The following is a 16093-nucleotide window of genomic DNA, read 5'->3' as shown; positions in this document are numbered from 1 at the left end:
CTGGGATCCTTATGGAAACTATATTGGCATCCGGGCTTGAGCCCGGGCTTTACATCGTGGCGGGGCCGATCGGCAACCTTGGAGACCTTACGCCGCGCGCGGCGGAAGTCCTGCGGTTGGCCGACGTGGTCGCCGTGGAAGATACACGGGTCAGCGCAAGGCTGCTGCGCCATGCGGGATCGGATCGACCGATGATTCCCTATCATGACCATAGCGCGGAAAATGTGCGGCAGCGGCTGATCGAGCGGATGGCGAGCGAATCGGTGGCGCTGCTGTCGGACGCGGGGACGCCGCTGATTTCCGATCCCGGCTACAAGCTGGTGCGCGATGCGCGGGCGGCGGGGCGCAAGATCACGACCCTGCCGGGGCCGAGCGCGGCGATCGCGGCGCTGACCCTGTCGGGCCTGCCGACCGACCGGTTCCTGTTCATGGGCTTCCTGCCGAACAAGGCGAAGGCGCGGGGCGACGTGCTGGCCGAAGTGGTGGCGCTGCGCGCGACCTTGGTCTTCTACGAAAGCGGGCCGCGCCTGTCGGAAAGCCTGTCGTCGATGGCCGTGCATCTGGGCGATCGCGAGGCGGCGGTCAGCCGCGAGATCAGCAAGACCTTCGAGGAGACGGCGACCGGCACGCTGAGCGAATTGTCCGCCCGCTATGCCGATGCGCCGCCCAAGGGGGAGATCGTCGTCATCGTCGGCCCGCCCGGCGAGGCGCCGCCGGCCAGCGCCGAGGATGCCGACGCGGCGCTGCGGGAGGCGCTGACCCGGCTGCCGGTATCGAAGGCGGCGGGCGAGGTTGCCAAGAAGCTGGGGCTCGACCGGCGGACGCTCTATGACCGGGCGAACGAACTGAAGGGAGAACGCGAGGCGTGAACCGTCAGCAGGCGGAGAAGCGCGGCCGACAGGCCGAACGCATCGCCGCCTGGTGGCTGCGCCTCAAGGGCTGGCAGATCGTCGGCCAGCGCCTGCGTACGCCGGCGGGCGAGGTCGACCTGGTCGCACGCAAGGGCGCGATGCTGGCCTTTGTCGAGGTGAAGAGCCGCGCCACCGACGCCGAGCTGGACGTTGCGATCGACCAGCGCCGACTGGCGCGGGTGGCGGCGAGCGCCGAAATATTATGGCATCAGCTGGCAAGACCCGGAGACGACATGCGAATTGACGTCATCCTCCTTGCGCCCGGCCGCCCGCCACGCCATCTGGCCAATGTCTGGCATGGGGGGTGAAGGCTCTCCATTCCGTTCGGGCTGAGCGAAGTCGAAGCCCACGCCTGAGCGCCAGCGAAGGCAAGTCACCTCGCTAACGCTCGGCGGAGCCCTTCGACTTCGCTCAGGGCGAACGGTAAAAGGAATGAAGATGACCGAACTCAACCCCCTGACCGTCGCCATGCAGATGGACCCGATGGAAGGGATCAGGATCGCCGGCGATTCGACCTTCCACATCATGCTGGCGGCGCAGGCGCGGGGGCATAAGCTCTATCATTATCTGGCGCCGGACCTGACCTATCGCGACGGCCGGGTGCTGGCCAAGGCGCGGCCGGTGAAGGTGCAGAAGGTCGAGGGCGATCATTATGCGCTGGGCGAGCCGGAGATGCTGGACCTGGGCCGCGACGTCGATGTCGTGTGGATGCGGCAGGATCCGCCCTTTGATCTGAGCTATATCACCGCCACCCATTTGCTGGAGCGGGTGCAGGAAGAGACTTTGGTGGTGAACGACCCGGCCAGCGTCCGCAATGCGCCGGAAAAGCTGTTCGTGCTCGACTATGCTCGCTTCATGCCGCCGACGATGATCACCCGCGACCTGGCCGAGGTGAAGAGCTTCCTGGCCGAGCATGGCGAGATCGTGGTGAAGCCGCTCTATGGCAATGGCGGCGTCGCGGTGTTCCATGTCGGCAGCAATGGCGCGAACCTGTCGTCGCTGGTGGAACTGTTCAAGGCTTCGTGGGTCGAACCCTTCATGGTCCAGGCCTTCATCCCCGGCGTCGCGCAGGGCGACAAGCGCATCGTGCTGGTCGATGGCGAGGTCGCGGGCGCGGTCAACCGCATTCCGGGCGCGGGCGAGATCCGGTCCAACCTGGCGGTCGGCGGATCGGCGGCCAAGACGGTGCTGACCGATCGCGAGCGGGAAATCTGCGAGGCGATGGGGCCGGAATTGAAGCGCCGCGGCCTGTTGTTCGTCGGCATCGACGTGATCGGCGGCGAATGGCTGACCGAGATCAACGTGACGTCGCCGACCGGCATCGTGTCGATCGATGCGTTCGACGGCACCGACACCGGCGGCATGATCTGGGACGCGATCGACGCGCGCCTGGCGGCACGGGCGGCGGCTTAAGCCTTGGGCAGTTTGGGCTTGGTACAACGAAATCCGTTCGGGCTGAGCTTGTCGAAGCCCTCAACTGAGCGGAGCGAAGTGCCTCCCTTCGGTCGGCCGAGCCCTTCGACAGGCTCAGGGCGAACGGAGGGGGGGCGTTCGGGCGCCAACGGATTTCGGTCATGACCGACTGGGTGCTGCGGCTGATCGATGCGGGGGGCTATTGGGGGATCTTCCTGCTGATGATCCTCGAAAATGTCTTTCCGCCGATCCCGTCCGAACTGATCATGGGGATTGGCGGCATCCGCGTCGGCCAGGGGCGGATGGCGATGGAATGGCTGCTGCTGGCGGGCACGCTGGGCACCACGATCGGCAATTATTTCTGGTATCTGGTCGGCCATATATTGGGCTTTGGCCGGTTGAAGCCGCTGGTCGACCGCTTCGGCCGCTGGGCGACGCTGGAATGGCGCGATGTCGAGGCGCTGGACCGGCTGTTCGGCAAATATGGCCAGATCGTCGTCTTCGTGTTCCGCTTCATGCCGGCCTTCCGCACGATGATCTCGCTGCCCGCCGGCCTGTTCCGCATGGGGCATGTGCGTTTCCTGATCTGGACTGCCGGCGGCGCGCTGGTGTGGAATCTGGTGCTGGCCTATGCCGGTTTCCTGCTCGGCCAGAATTTCCGCGACATCGACAAATATGTGGGACCGGTGGCGACCGCCTGCGTGGTCGGCGCGGTGCTGCTCTATCTCTGGCGGCTGGCGACCTGGCGGCCCAAGGGGTAAGCGTCTGTTTGAGAAAGCCGGCTCCAGCCCGCTCCTCCGCCTAACCGCCCGATCCAGTGTCATCCTGTCGGGTGGTTGGGCGGGGGAGTGGGCTGGAACCGTATTGAAAAATCGCCCTTTCGCGATTTTTTCAAACAGGCTCAGAAGGGCAGCTTGATGCCCACCATCACCCGCTGCGAGGTGGTGCCGTTCGCCATGGTCTGGCTTTCGACATGGACATTGCCCTTCACCTTGCCGAACAGGGTGGTCTCGGCCCGGCCGAGCGGCGGCTCCTCGCTTGTGGCAACGCCGTCGCGGTCGACTCGTTCGTCGCGGCGGCGGCCGGTGACGACGATGGCGTTGGGACTGGGCGCGGGCTGCACTTTCTGCAGGTCGAAGTCGGGCGGGATGTCAGTGCCGCCAACGCTTTGCAGGGCCATCAACAGACGCAGCATCCTGGGGTTCCTCCGGTCGCAACGGGGATCTGCCAGCGAGGCTGACGTAGGATTACGGCGAATCCATGGCCGTTTCAGGCGCGGGGATGGGCGGCGCGATAGACGTCGAGCAGATGGGCAGCATCGACCTGCGTATAGACCTGGGTCGAGGTCAGGCTGGCATGGCCGAGCAGTTCCTGAAGGGAGCGAAGATCGGCGCCGCGACCGAGCAGATGGGTCGCGAAACTGTGGCGCAGCGCATGGGGCGTGGTGCGGTCCGACAGGCCGAGGCGCCCGCGCGCGCCCTGCACCGACCGGCGAATGAGCGCGGCCGAAAGCGGACCGCCGCGCGCACCCCGGAACAGTGGCTGGTCGCGCTCCGGGGACCAGGGGCATTGCTCGGCATAGGCCTCGATCGCGGCGCGGACCTGCGGCAGCAGCGGCACCAGCCGCGTCTTGCCGCGCTTGCCGGTGACGCGCAGCGTGTCGCCCAGCGGCAATATGTCGCCCATCAGCCCCATCGCCTCGCCAATGCGCAGGCCCGCGCCATAGAGCAGCAGCAGCACCGCCCAGTCGCGCGCGCCGATCCAGTCCTCGCGCGCGCCCTCGGCAACGTCGCCGGCCAGCGCCAGTGCCTCGTCAGGAGAGATCGGGCGGGGCAGGCCGCGCTTGACCCGTGGCCCCTTGAGCTGGGGGATGCGGGCTTCCGCGCCGCCGACAAATTTCAGGAAACCGCGCACCGCCGACAATTCGCGTGCGGCGGAGATATTGCCGATGCCGTCGACCCGGCGGCTGGCGAGATAGGCGCGCAGGTCCGCCTGCTCCAGCCGGGCGAGGCTGGCGGCGGTCACGGCCTGGCCCTGATGCTCGGCGAGGAAGGAGATCAGCCGCTCGGCCGTGGCGACATAGGCCCGCACCGTATGGGTCGAGCGCCGCCGGTCGAGGCTGAGATGCTGGCGCCAGCGTTCTGGGAGGGAAGGGGTCATGTTGGAAATGCCGCGCTTAACTTCGCATATTTCCCGCACATTTTGATAGGTTGAAACAAGAGTTGGAAATCTTGTTTCGTGGAGCGGGGAATGCGGGGAGGGGCTGCGCTGCGCATGGCGGCAGCCTAGCAGAGGGGGGCGACGTAGGACAGGTGGCGCGGAGGCCCACCCCTCCACCACCGCCTGCGGCGGCGGTCCCCCTCCCCGAGCAAGCTCGGGGAGGAATGGCAGCGTGCCCTTGAAATCCGCCGGGAAATGGGCACATGGGAGCCATGGCTACCCCGTTCGATCCGGCCGATTTGCCGACCGGCATCCTGATGACGCTGTCGCCGCTGGTGGCGCGCGTGCTGGCGCCCAATCCGTCGCCCTTCACCTATACCGGCACCCAGACCTATCTGGTCGGCGGCGCGGATGTGGCGGTGATCGATCCGGGGCCGGACGAGGCCGAGCATCTCGACGCGCTGATCGCCGCGATCGGCGGGCGGCGCGTGGTGGCGATCCTCTGCACCCATACCCATCGCGACCATAGTCCGGCGGCGCGGCCGCTGAGCGTGATGACCGGCGCGCCGATCATCGGCTGTGCGCCGCTGACGCTGAGCGACGATGGGCCGCGCGCGGACGCGGCCTTTGACGCGGACTATCGGCCCGACCGGGTGCTGGGTGATGGCGAGGGGGTGGCCGGCACCGGCTGGACGCTGGCGGCGGTGGCGACGCCGGGCCATACGTCCAACCATCTCTGCTTTGCGCTGGTGCAGGACAAGGCGCTGTTCACCGGCGACCATGTGATGGGCTGGTCCACCAGCGTCATTTCTCCGCCCGATGGCGACATGACCGCCTATATGCGATCGATGCAGCGGCTGCTGGAGCGGGACGATATCGTCTATTATCCGGCCCATGGCGAACCGGTGGAAAATCCGCAGCGGCTGGTGCGCGGCATGATGGGCCATCGCAAGCAGCGCGAGGGGCAGATCATGCGCTTCCTGGAGCGTAATGGCGACAGCGCCATCCCCGACATGGTGGCGGAGATGTACAAGGGCGTGGACCCGCGCCTTTACGGGGCGGCCGGGCGATCGGTGCTGGCGCATCTCATTGACCTCAATGGCCGGGGCATGGCCGTGCCGCTGGAGGATGGGCGATGGCAGATGCGCTGAAGCGCTATGCCGGGCCGGTCGCGGTCGCGCTGCTGATCCTGATTGTCGGCGGGGCGATGCTGGTCGGCTGGCAGCGCTATAATCGCGACTATGTGGTGAGCGTCGAGGATGACGGGACGGCGGTGACCAAGGTCATTGCCGAGAAGATTGCCGGTACCAGCAGCCTGAAGGTCTCCGAACTCAGCGGCACGATCCAGAGCAGCGCGCGCGATGTGCGCGGCTTTGGCTGGCTGAAGTCCGACCAGGTGGTGAAGATGCCCTTTTCGGTCGATTATTTCGTCAATGTCGGCGCGATCGGTGCGGATGACCTGGAATGGGATGCGGAGCGCCGCACCCTGATCGTGAATGCGCCCGACGTGACCGTCGGCAAACCCAATGTCGACGAGAGCCAGCGGACTTTGGTGCGGACCAGCGGCCTGTTCGTGACGCGCGAGGCGGGCGAGGAACTGAGCCGGCGCACGTCGGCTTACGCGCAGGCACGGGCCGCCAAATCGGCCGGGTCGCCCGAGCGGATGGCGCAGGCGCGCGAATATGGCCGGGCCGCGCTGGTGAAGCTGATGGCGGCGCCGCTGGCAGCGGCCGGGCAGGGCGATGCGCGGGTGATCGTCACCTTTCCGGCGGAACGACCCAATCGCGATCGCTGGGACGTGACCACGCCGGTCAACGAGGTACTGGCAAACCGGAGACAGGCCCGCTAGGGCGCCCGGTAAGACCGAGGAGTCACAGGGTATGAACGCTTTCACTGGAATTCCGCAGGGGACGGACCTGCGCGCGGAGATCGACCGCCTGCGCAAGGAGCGCAACGCCGTCATCCTGGGCCATTATTACCAGTCGCCCGAGATTCAGGATCTGTCCGATTTCGTCGGTGACAGCCTGGAACTGTCGCGCAAGGCGGCCGAGACCGACGCCGATGTCATCGCTTTCTGCGGCGTGCGCTTCATGGCGGAGACGGCCAAGATCCTGTCGCCGCAGAAGATCGTCGTGCTGCCCGACATGGACGCCGGCTGTTCGCTGGAGGACAGCTGCCCACCCGCCCAGTTCAAGGCGTTCCGCGAGGCGCATCCCGATCATATTGCGCTGAGCTACATCAACTGTTCGGCCGAGGTGAAGGCGCTGTCCGACATCATCGTGACGTCGTCGTCGGCCGAGAAGATCCTGGCGCAGATCCCCAAGGATCAGAAGATCATCTTCGGCCCCGACAAGCATCTGGGTGGTTACCTGAAGCGCAAGCTGGGCCGCGACATGCTGCTGTGGCCGGGCGTGTGCATCGTGCATGAGGCGTTCAGCGAGACCGAATTGCTGAAGCTCAAGGCCCAGCACCCCGATGCCCCGATCGCCGCGCATCCGGAATGTCCGCCCTATATCGTCGACCATGCCGATTATGTCGGGTCGACCAGCGGCATATTGGACTTTGCCAAGACGATGCCGGGCGACACGCTGATCGTCGCAACCGAACCGCATATCATCCACCAGATGCAAAAAAGCGTGCCGGACAAGAATTTCATCGGCGCGCCGGGCGCGGACGGCAACTGCAACTGCAATATCTGCCCATACATGGCGCTCAACACGATGGAGAAGCTCTATCTGTCGCTGCGTGATCTCAGCCCGCGCATCGAGATGGACGAGACGCTGCGCGTCGCCGCCAAGAAGAGCCTCGACCGGATGCTGGAAATGGCCAGCGGCACGGTCGGCCAGGGCGATCTGGGCGCTCGCTGAGCATAGACGGGGGAGGTCGGTCACATGGTCAACCTCCCCGACAGCGACTTCGGCCTTTTCTATTATTGCCTCGAATGGGCGATCCGCATCGGCGCGCTGATCGCCGTCCCCTTTCGCCGGACGCCGGCGGCGACGCGGGCCTGGCTGCTGCTGATCTTCTTCCTGCCGGTGCCGGGGTTGATCCTGTTCTGGATCATCGGCAGCCCGCGTTTCCCCGAATGGCGGCGCGCCCGATTCGGCGAGCTTGATCCCTGGTTCGGCGGCATTGCGGCGCGGCTGCTGCCCCATGCGCCATCACCCGACCCTGATCGTGCGCCGATCGTCGACCTCGCCGCAAAGCTGGGCAAGATGCCGGCGACCGGCGGCAACCGGGTCGATCTGATCTTCGACTATATCGTCGCGATCGACCGGCTGGTGGCGGACATCAACGCCGCGCGGCAGAGCGTGCGCATCCTGGTCTATATCTTTGCCGACGATGCGGTGGGGCGGCGGGTGGCCGATGCGCTGGGCGCGGCGGTGAAGCGGGGCGTCACCGTGCAGGTGATGTATGATCCGGTCGGATCGCGGCCCTGGCGCAAGGGGATGGAAGCGATGCTGACCGCGGCGGGCGTCGAGTTGTGCGCTGCGCTGCCGTTCCGCTGGATCCGCGGGCGAACAAGGCGCGACATGCGCAACCATCGCAAGCTGTTCGTGATCGACGGGGTGATCGGCCATGTCGGATCGCAGAATATCGTCACGCGCGACTTCAAGCCCGGCATCGTCAACCAGGAACTGGTGGCGCGGGTGGCCGGGCCGGTGGTGGCGGAGCTGGAGGCGCTGGCGCGCGCCGACTGGTATATGGAGACGCACCGCTTGCCCGAGGGGCCTGTGGTCATTCCCGAGCCGGTCGGCGACGCGGTGACGCAATTGCTGCCGAGCGGGTCCAACTATCCGCTGGAGGGGTTCAAGACGCTACTGGTGTGGCAGCTGCACCAGGCGCGCAGCCATGTGATGCTGGTGACGCCCTATTTCATTCCCGACGATGATCTGGTCGATGCGATGCGCACAGCGGTGGTGCGCGGGGTGAAGGTCGACCTGATCGTGGCCAAGCCGGTGGACCAGTGGCTGGTCCATGCGGCGCAGGCCTCTTATTATGCCGAGCTGATGGCGGCGGGCATCGGCATCCACGCTCATCGACCCGAATTCGTCCATGCCAAGACGGTCAGCATCGACGGTCGGCTGGCGGTGGTCGGCTCCTCCAATGTCGACATGCGCAGTTTCGAGCTGAACGAGGAGGCGAGCCTGCTCATCTATGACGCGGAAACGGTGGCGGCGGTGGAGCTGGTGCAGCGCCGTTTCATGGCGCGGGCGGAGACGCTGGATCGCGAAACATGGCGGGCGCGGCCGCTCTATCGCAAGGTTGCGGAAAATGTCGCGCGGATGGTCGGCTCGCTGTTGTAACGGCCCCGCATCATCGCCTATCGCATCGGGCCATGAGACATAAGCTGACGCTCCGTTCCGCCCTGATGGCGATCGCCATCGCTTCCGCTCCTGCCCTGATCGCCGCCGCGCCCGCCACGGGCGACGATCCCTATCTCTGGCTGGAGGATATCGAGGGCGCCAAGGCGATCGCGCAGGTCGAGCAGTGGAATGGCGAGACGGAGAAGCTGTTGCGCGCCAGTCCGCGGTTCGAGGCGGACCGGGCGCGGGCGCGGGCGATCCTGGACGATGAAAGCCAGATTGCGGTCCCCGACAAGGTGATGGGCGACCGGGTCACCAATTTGTGGCGCGACGCGAAGAACCCGCGCGGCCTGTGGCGGTCGAGCGACCTGGCCTCCTATCTCGCCGGCAAGCCCAACTGGAAGACGATCATCGACGTCGATGCGCTGGGCAAGGCAGAGGGCAAGAGCTGGGTCTGGCATGGCGCCGACTGCCTCGCGCCCGATTACAGCCGCTGCCTGATCTCGCTGAGCGCGGGCGGCACCGATGCCGATGTGGTGCGCGAATATGACCTCGCCACCGGCAAGTTCGTCGAGGGCGGCTTTACCCTGCCCGAAGCCAAGAGCGACGTCGCCTGGGCGGACAAGGACACGCTGCTGGTCGGCACCGACTATGGCGCGGGATCGCTGACCGCGTCGGGCTATCCGCGCATCGTCAAGCGCTGGAAGCGGGGCACGCCATTGTCGTCGGCGATCTTGGTCAAGGAAGGCGTCGACAGCGACATTTCGGTGCGGCCGCGCGTCGAGCAGGATGGGGCCAAGCGCTGGGTCTTCATCGACCGGGCGCTGACCTTCTATACCAATGAGCTGTATCTCGAGGGCGCGAACGGCCAGCTGATCCGCACGCCGGTGCCCGACACGGCCGATTTCCGCGGCCTGATCGGCGGGCAGATGATCGTGCTGCTGAACAAGCCGCTGGGCGATATTCCGACCGGATCGCTGGTGTCCTGGCCGATCGCCGATGTGGCGGCGGGCAAGGCGGGGGCGCCGCAGGTGGTGCTGAAGCCGACCGCGACCACCGTGGTCGAGGAAGTGCGCACCACCGACAATATCCTGTGGGTGAAGCAGCTCGACAATGTGTCGGGCGCGCTGCTGGCGATGACCCGCGATGCCGCCACCGGCCGCTGGACCAGCCGTTCGGTGCCGCTGGCCGACAAGGCGACGGTCCATCTGGTCGGCACCGACGACAAGGGCGACCGGGTCTTCGCCTCGGTCGAGGGGATGCTGACCCCGCCCAGCCTGATGGTGGCAGGGGCGCAGGGGCCGGCGCACACGATCCAGCAACTGCCAGCGCGCTTCGACGCCAGCCAGTTCGTGGTGGAGCAGCGCTTCGCCACATCGAAGGACGGGACGAAAGTGCCCTATTTCCTGGCGCGCAAAAAGGGCGTGACGGGGCCGGTCCCGGCCTTCATCCATGCCTATGGCGGGTTCCGCGCGGCGCAGACGCCGACCTACCTCACCACCGAACCCTATCGCGCCGGGCCGCTGGGTCTGTTCTGGGTCGAGGATGGCAATGCCTATGTCCTCGCCAATATCCGGGGCGGTGGCGAATATGGCCCGGCCTGGCATCAGGATGCGCTGCGCGAGAAGCGCCAGAATGCGTTCGACGATCTGGCGGCGGTGGCCGAGGATCTGGTGAAGACCGGGGTGTCGACCAAGGGCGATATCGGCATTTCCGGCCGCTCCAATGGCGGCGTGCTGGTGGGCGCGGCGATGACCCAGCGGCCCGACCTTTATGGCGCGGTGATCGCCGGGTCGCCGTTGGAGGACATGAAGCGCTATTCGCATTTGTCGGCTGGCGCCTCGTGGGTGGCGGAATATGGCGATCCCGATGTGCCGTCGGACTGGGCGTTCATGCAGCGATGGTCGCCCTATCAGAATGTGAAGACCGGGGTGCACTATCCGCCCGCCTTCTTCTACCTGTCGACCAAGGATGACCGGGTGCATCCGGGCCATGCGCGCAAGATGGCGGCGAAGCTGAAGGCGACCGGCAGCACGGTCTATTATCATGAATATCGCGAGGGCGGCCATTCGGTCGGCGCCGACCATGCCGAGGATGCGGTGCGCGCGGCGCTGCTGCACGCCTTCCTCACCCGCGAACTGGTGGAGAAGAAGAAGTGAGCACGGCTTTCACCCTGGAGGGCTTCGATCTCGACGCCTTTGTCGCTTCGACGCTGGCTGAGGATCTGGGGCCGGAGGGGCGCGACGTCACCAGCGAGGCGGTGATCCCGGCCGACGCGATCTTCGACGGGGTGATGGACAGCCGCGACGCGGTGACGCTGGCCGGCCTGCCGATCGCGGTCGCCTTCTTCCGGGCGCTCGACCCCGATGTCGAGATCGAGCTGCTGCACCGGGATGGCGACCACGTGGCGGCGGGGACCGACATCATGCGCATCCGGGGCAAGGCGCGCGCGCTGCTGACGGCCGAGCGTTCGGCGCTCAACACGGTGCAGCATCTGACCGGCATCGCCACCATGACGCGCGCCTATGTCGACGCGATCCTGGGCACGGGCGCGACTTTGCTGGATACGCGCAAGACGATCCCCGGCCTGCGTCGGCTGGAGAAATATGCCACCCGCATGGGCGGCGCGACCAATCATCGCATGGGCCTGTGGGATGCGGCGATGATCAAGGACAATCATGTCGCTGTCGCCGGATCGGTCGAGGAGGCGGCGCGCCGTGCGGTCGCCGCCGGCATCGCCCAGATCATCGTCGAGGTCGACCGGGTCGACCAGATCGAGCCGGCGCTGGCCGCCGGGGCGACCCATTTGCTGCTCGACAATATGGATGCAGCCACACTGCGCGGCGCCGTCACCCTGGTCGGCGGACGGGTGCCGACCGAAGCGTCGGGCGGCGTCACGCTGGAGACGATCCGCGCCAAGGCGGACACCGGCGTCACCTATATCAGCGTCGGCCGCCTCACCCAATCTGCCCCTGCCGCCGACATCGGACTGGATTTTTCCCATGCGTAAATATCTGCTGCCCCTGATCGCCCTGCTGCTGCCCGGCATCGCCCATGCCCAGGCCAATCAGTGCCGCCTGCCCGAGATCATCGCCCGCCCGCAGGTGGAGGGGCCGAGCGCCGACGAGCCCAAGCGCGTGCTGCCGATCGGCTATTACACGCTGGCCGTGAGTTGGAGCCCGCAATATTGCAAGACATCGCGCGGCGGCGCCCGCGATGCCTTCCAGTGCGGGTCGGGCAATGATTTCGGTTTCACCCTGCATGGCCTGTGGCCCGACGGCTATGGCAAGGAATGGCCGCAATATTGCAAGCCGGCCGCACCGCTGCCGCGCAAGGTGATCCGCGAGCATCTCTGTTCGACGCCTTCGGTGCAGCTGATCCAGCATGAGTGGGTCAAGCATGGCACCTGCATGCCGACCACGCCGACCAAATTCTTTGCCCTGTCGCGCAAGCTCTATCAGGCGGTGCGTTTCCCCGACATGGATGCACTGGCACAGCGGCCGACCCTGTCGGCACAGGATTTCGCCAAGGCGTTCGCGGCACAGAACAAGGGCATGGTCGCCGATGGCATCCGCCTGAACGTCAGCCGCGACGGCGCGCTGAGCGAAGTGTGGATCTGCATGGACCGCAAATATCGCTACATGGCCTGTCCGCCGCAACAGGGCGGCGTGCGCGACCGGGCGCAACTGCGCATCGAGCCGCGTCGCTGACCGGGATTAACCGTCGATCGTCACTGTCGAGGGATGGTGGCGATCGAGGTGCTTGCGGATGATGCGCAGATTCTTCGTGTTCGACTTGTAGAGAAAGTCGAAGATATCGCCGGCGAAGGGAATGGCGCCGACCAGTGTGTCGACGCCGACATTGGCGGCCATACGGGTGAGCTGCCATTTCGACAGGCCGAGATTGCGGGCTTCCCACACGATCCAGGCGCCCATGGCGGCGGTCGCGATGTCGCCGACGACGGGAACGAGACCGATCAGGCTGTCCATGCCGACCCGGCGCTTCGTGCCGGGGATGACAAACAGCCCCTCCAGCACGGCCTCCATCATCTCGATCCGGCGCCGGATCGAGGCGGGGTCGCGGCCGAAGCCGGGCATGTCACGAACAAGGTCATCGAACTGCTTGGCCGAAACGGGCATTCCATCACTCTCCAAAGCCCCGTGCTGCCGGATGACGTCCGGCGCGGCAAAAAGGGCGCAGAGCCTTAGTTGGTGCTGCGGAAGAGATGGTTCAATGGGTGGCGGCCACGCGGCGAGGGCAGAAAGCCGCTGAGCCGTTTCGACACCAGCGACCAGCGGATTGGTGCGCCGAGCGGAATATAGCCATCATGGCCCTGAATCAGGCCTACCGCCTGGGCGACGCGGGCGGCACGTTCCTCCGCCGTGCTGGCGAGGCTGGCGGCCTGCAGCGCGGCTTCGCCTTCCGGGCTGCAGTGAATCTTGCGGGCACAGCCGATGCGGCCGAGATACCAGAGCGCGCTGTCATAGGCGGCGACCTCGTCGATCAGGGACAGGTCCGCCTTTTCGGCCAGGTCGACCCGTTCTGCGGCAAGGCCGATAGCGCCCAGATCGCGCGCCAACAGGCCGAACAACAGGGTGGAGCCGGGGCCGGCTGGCAGGGCGATGCGCAGCGGCGGCGGATCGCCATGGGTGCCACGCCAGCGGTCGATGATGGCGCGGCCCTGTGCGCGGCGATCATCCATGGCCTGCCCGACCCAGGCGGGCGTGGGCGGCGCCACCGGCAGGTCGAGCTGACCGGGCAGCAACTGCTCGCTGATCGCCCAGCCGCCCAGCGGGAACATCTGGAGCAACTGGTTGCGATCGACCGCCATGTTGATCGCGGCGCGCACACCGTCATCGTCGAGCAGATCGCCCTTGCCGGTGACGGCAAGGCCCAACAGTCCCTGCACCGGGTCCATCCGCACGGCGTCGCGATCGATGCCGGCGGGCACCAGCAGGGGCAGGTCGGCATAGCGGCCGCCCAGCACCAGCGCCGACTGTTTCTCGCGGAAGCGGATGATGGCTAGGGACGCACGCTCGGCGCGCAGCACGCGGGTCTGCCAGGCGGGGACGCCGGCTTCCTCCTCATCGCTGTCGGCATCGTCGCCGCTGAGGCGATCGACCGGGGCGAGCATCGCCGCGCCGCTGCGCCAGACGCTGCGATAGGGGCCGGTGCCGCCGTCGCGCGACAGCACCGCCATTTGCGGCTGGGCCAGCATCTGCAGCACATAGGGGCGGGCGGCGGCCATGCGAATCTCGATCACCTCACCGGTCATCGGCACGACCGCCTGCACCGCGTCGAGCGGTCCGTCGGGGTCGAGCTGGCGCAGCATATCGGCCCGCGCCATCAGCATGCGGGCGACATCGGGCGCGGTGACGCGGGCGCCATTGGCCCAGAAGGCGCGGCGCAGGCGGAAAATATAACTGCGCCCGTCATCCTCCACGACCCAGCGCTGGGCGAGGGCGGGCAGGATGTCGCCGCCGGCATCGAAGGCGACCAGCCCCTGGGCGGTGGCCTCCAGGATCAGCTTCGCCGCCGGATTGGGCAGATTCTGCAAGGGCTTGGCAAGTTCGGTGCGGCTGCCGATGACGCTGACCACCACAGGGCCGCTGCCTTCGTCGGAGCAACTGCCGAGCGCGAGGCCTAGGCTGGCCCCGGCGATCAGGGCAGCGCGGCGCGACAGGGCGCGCAGGCGAGGCGGGACGGCGAACATGCAGGAATGGGCTTAGCCCGATGGGGCGCCGCCGCCAACCGCGATCGGCGCTTTTGCCGATGTCACAAAACCGACATCTGAAAGACGCCGCGATGTAACATAAGATTCATACTGGCGTCCCCGAAACAGGGGAATGGACAGGAATGACGCTCCGATTGCGACTGGCCGCCGGCACCGCGCTGGCGACGCTGATGATCTCCACGCCGGCACAGGCGCAGGATAATGCGGCCTTGCAGCGCCAGATCGACGAACTCAAGGCGCAGGTGCAGGCGCTGACCGCCGCACTGGCCGCCAACAAGGGCACGCAGCCGGTGGCGGCTGCGCCAGCGCCCGCGGTGGACGCCGCTTCGCCGCCTGCTGCGCCCGTCGCCCTTGCCGCTGCACCGGCTGCGCCGGCGGCCGTCCCGGTGTCGGCCGAGGCGCCCAAGTCCAAGGCCTGGTATGAGAAGCTGTCGCTGCGCGGCTATACCCAGATGCGCTACAACGCCTTCTTGTCGGGCGACGACACGGCGCCGGCCGGCCAGTCCCGTTTGCGTTCCCCCCATGACAGTTCGATCTCGGACCGGGGCGGTTTTTCGCTGCGTCGGGCGCGGCTGGTGCTGCAGGGCGATGTGTCCGATCGGGTGTCGCTCTATCTCCAGTCCGATTTCGCGTCGGCGGTGAACAACCAGGCGGGCACCGAACGGCGCGAGGGCTTCGTCCAGCTGCGCGATGCCTATGCCGACGTCTTCCTCGACAAGGACAAGAATTTTCGCCTGCGCTTCGGTCAGTCGAAGGTGCCGTTCGGCTGGGAGAATATGCAGTCCTCGTCCAACCGGCTGACGCTGGACCGCAGCGATGCGATCAACAGCGCGGTGCCGAGCGAGCGCGATCTGGGCATTGTCGGCTATTATACGCCGACATCGGTGCAGCAGATCTGGGACCGGCTGGGGCATGACGGGCAGAAGCTGTTCGGCAATTATGGCGCGTTCGGCGTCGGCGTCTTCAACGGGCAGGGTACCAATCGGACCGAGCAGAATCGCGGACTGATGAAGGTGGCGTTCGCGACCTGGCCGTTCGAACTGGACGGGCTGGGCGGTGCCTTTGAGGGGCAGGTGCTGGAAATCGGCGGATCGGCGATGATGAACGATGTGCAGCCCGAACTGCGCAGCGGCGGCGTCAGCACGATCGCCTATGACGATGATCGCGTCGGCTTGCACGCCATTCTCTATCCCCAGCCCTTCGGCATCCAGGCCGAATGGAATTGGGGCAAGGGGCCGGAATATGACCTGGACAGCCAGTCGATCGAGACCAAGAATCTGAGCGGTGGCTATGTCCAGATGATGTATCGCCTGCCGACCGAGACGATCGGTGCGCTGATGCCCTATGCCCGCTGGCAGCATTATCGCGGCGGGTGGAAGGCCGGCACCAATGCGCCGCGGCTGGAAACCGACGAGTTCGAACTGGGTGTGGAATGGCAGCCGTGGAAGGCGCTGGAATTCACCTTCGCCTATGCCCGCATGAAGCGCGCCGAAGCCGACGAACGCCGCACCGGCCGGGCGGAAGGCAATCTGATCCGCACCCAGGTGCAGTGGAACTACTGACCGGCC

General features: G+C 66.7%; 16 protein-coding genes. 12 read left to right on the top strand and 4 right to left on the bottom strand.

Annotated features, from left to right (window positions below):
- Positions 1–11: 11 nt before the first annotated feature.
- The 4 genes from rsmI (at position 12) to AC13EK_RS18515 (ending at position 3085) form a co-directional block, all read left to right on the top strand.
- Positions 12–869, top strand: a complete 858-nt coding sequence (rsmI, locus tag AC13EK_RS18530) for a 16S rRNA (cytidine(1402)-2'-O)-methyltransferase (RefSeq protein ID WP_069335920.1) — start codon at positions 12–14, stop codon at positions 867–869.
- Positions 866–1219, top strand: a complete 354-nt coding sequence (locus AC13EK_RS18525) for a YraN family protein (protein WP_004210447.1) — start codon at positions 866–868, stop codon at positions 1217–1219. Before rsmI ends, AC13EK_RS18525 begins: the two co-directional genes overlap by 4 nt.
- Before the next feature lie 130 nt (positions 1220–1349).
- A complete protein-coding gene (gene gshB / locus AC13EK_RS18520; RefSeq protein WP_004210448.1) occupies positions 1350–2324 on the top strand; it encodes a glutathione synthase in 975 nt (324 codons plus the stop codon).
- Between the two features lie 161 nt (positions 2325–2485).
- The gene (locus AC13EK_RS18515) at positions 2486–3085 is read left to right on the top strand and encodes a DedA family protein (RefSeq protein ID WP_004210450.1); all 600 of its coding nucleotides are present in this window, start codon (positions 2486–2488) and stop codon (positions 3083–3085) included.
- A 140-nt stretch (positions 3086–3225) separates the two neighbouring features.
- Here the strand turns inward: AC13EK_RS18515 and AC13EK_RS18510 are convergent, their stop codons facing one another.
- Together AC13EK_RS18510 and AC13EK_RS18505 are read right to left on the bottom strand one after the other, a co-directional pair.
- Positions 3226–3519 carry a hypothetical protein gene (locus tag AC13EK_RS18510; RefSeq protein WP_069335919.1) on the bottom strand — a complete coding sequence of 98 codons (294 nt, stop codon included), beginning with the start codon at positions 3517–3519 and terminating at the stop codon, positions 3226–3228.
- Positions 3520–3593: 74 nt separating this feature from the next.
- A complete protein-coding gene (locus tag AC13EK_RS18505) occupies positions 3594–4484 on the bottom strand; it encodes a tyrosine recombinase XerC (protein WP_069335918.1) in 891 nt (296 codons plus the stop codon).
- A 272-nt stretch (positions 4485–4756) separates the two neighbouring features.
- Between AC13EK_RS18505 and AC13EK_RS18500 the strand changes: the two genes are divergently transcribed.
- From AC13EK_RS18500 to AC13EK_RS18470, 7 genes are read left to right on the top strand one after another with little or no spacing between them, the layout of a single operon-like run.
- A complete protein-coding gene (locus tag AC13EK_RS18500) occupies positions 4757–5635 on the top strand; it encodes an MBL fold metallo-hydrolase (RefSeq protein ID WP_069336692.1) in 879 nt (292 codons plus the stop codon).
- Positions 5620–6333: a DUF4230 domain-containing protein gene (locus AC13EK_RS18495; RefSeq protein WP_010336729.1), complete on the top strand. Its 714-nt coding sequence runs from the start codon at positions 5620–5622 to the stop codon at positions 6331–6333. The genes AC13EK_RS18500 and AC13EK_RS18495 overlap by 16 nt, the downstream gene beginning before the upstream one ends.
- Positions 6334–6364: 31 nt before the next feature.
- The gene (gene nadA, locus AC13EK_RS18490) at positions 6365–7351 is read left to right on the top strand and encodes a quinolinate synthase NadA (protein WP_069336691.1); all 987 of its coding nucleotides are present in this window, start codon (positions 6365–6367) and stop codon (positions 7349–7351) included.
- Between the two features lie 24 nt (positions 7352–7375).
- Entirely contained in the window at positions 7376–8791 is a 1416-nt protein-coding gene (locus AC13EK_RS18485; RefSeq protein WP_069336690.1) for a phospholipase D-like domain-containing protein, read from the top strand.
- Positions 8792–8823: 32 nt separating this feature from the next.
- Entirely contained in the window at positions 8824–10950 is a 2127-nt protein-coding gene (locus tag AC13EK_RS18480; protein WP_069336689.1) for a prolyl oligopeptidase family serine peptidase, read from the top strand.
- On the top strand, positions 10947–11801 hold the full coding sequence (gene nadC / locus AC13EK_RS18475; RefSeq protein WP_069336688.1) for a carboxylating nicotinate-nucleotide diphosphorylase: 855 nt from the start codon (positions 10947–10949) through the stop codon (positions 11799–11801). The genes AC13EK_RS18480 and nadC overlap by 4 nt, the downstream gene beginning before the upstream one ends.
- Entirely contained in the window at positions 11794–12501 is a 708-nt protein-coding gene (locus AC13EK_RS18470; protein ID WP_069336687.1) for a ribonuclease T2 family protein, read from the top strand. The genes nadC and AC13EK_RS18470 overlap by 8 nt, the downstream gene beginning before the upstream one ends.
- Before the next feature lie 6 nt (positions 12502–12507).
- On the opposite strand, the gene AC13EK_RS18465 is transcribed toward AC13EK_RS18470, so the two are convergent.
- On the bottom strand, positions 12508–12930 hold the full coding sequence (locus tag AC13EK_RS18465) for a DUF4112 domain-containing protein (RefSeq protein ID WP_010336734.1): 423 nt from the start codon (positions 12928–12930) through the stop codon (positions 12508–12510).
- 65 nt (positions 12931–12995) lie between these two features.
- Positions 12996–14504 (bottom strand): ABC transporter substrate-binding protein, encoded by a 1509-nt coding sequence (locus AC13EK_RS18460; protein WP_069336686.1) that lies wholly within the window; start codon positions 14502–14504, stop codon positions 12996–12998.
- Between the two features lie 143 nt (positions 14505–14647).
- On the opposite strand from AC13EK_RS18460, the gene AC13EK_RS18455 reads away from it, so the two are divergent.
- A complete protein-coding gene (locus AC13EK_RS18455) occupies positions 14648–16087 on the top strand; it encodes a porin (RefSeq protein WP_069336685.1) in 1440 nt (479 codons plus the stop codon).
- The last annotated feature ends 6 nt before the right edge of the window (positions 16088–16093 follow it).

Source organism: Sphingobium sp. L-44 (genome assembly GCF_056859495.1).
The sequence above is the reverse complement of the archived record's forward strand: the minus strand, read 5'-3'. Positions and strand labels throughout refer to the sequence as shown.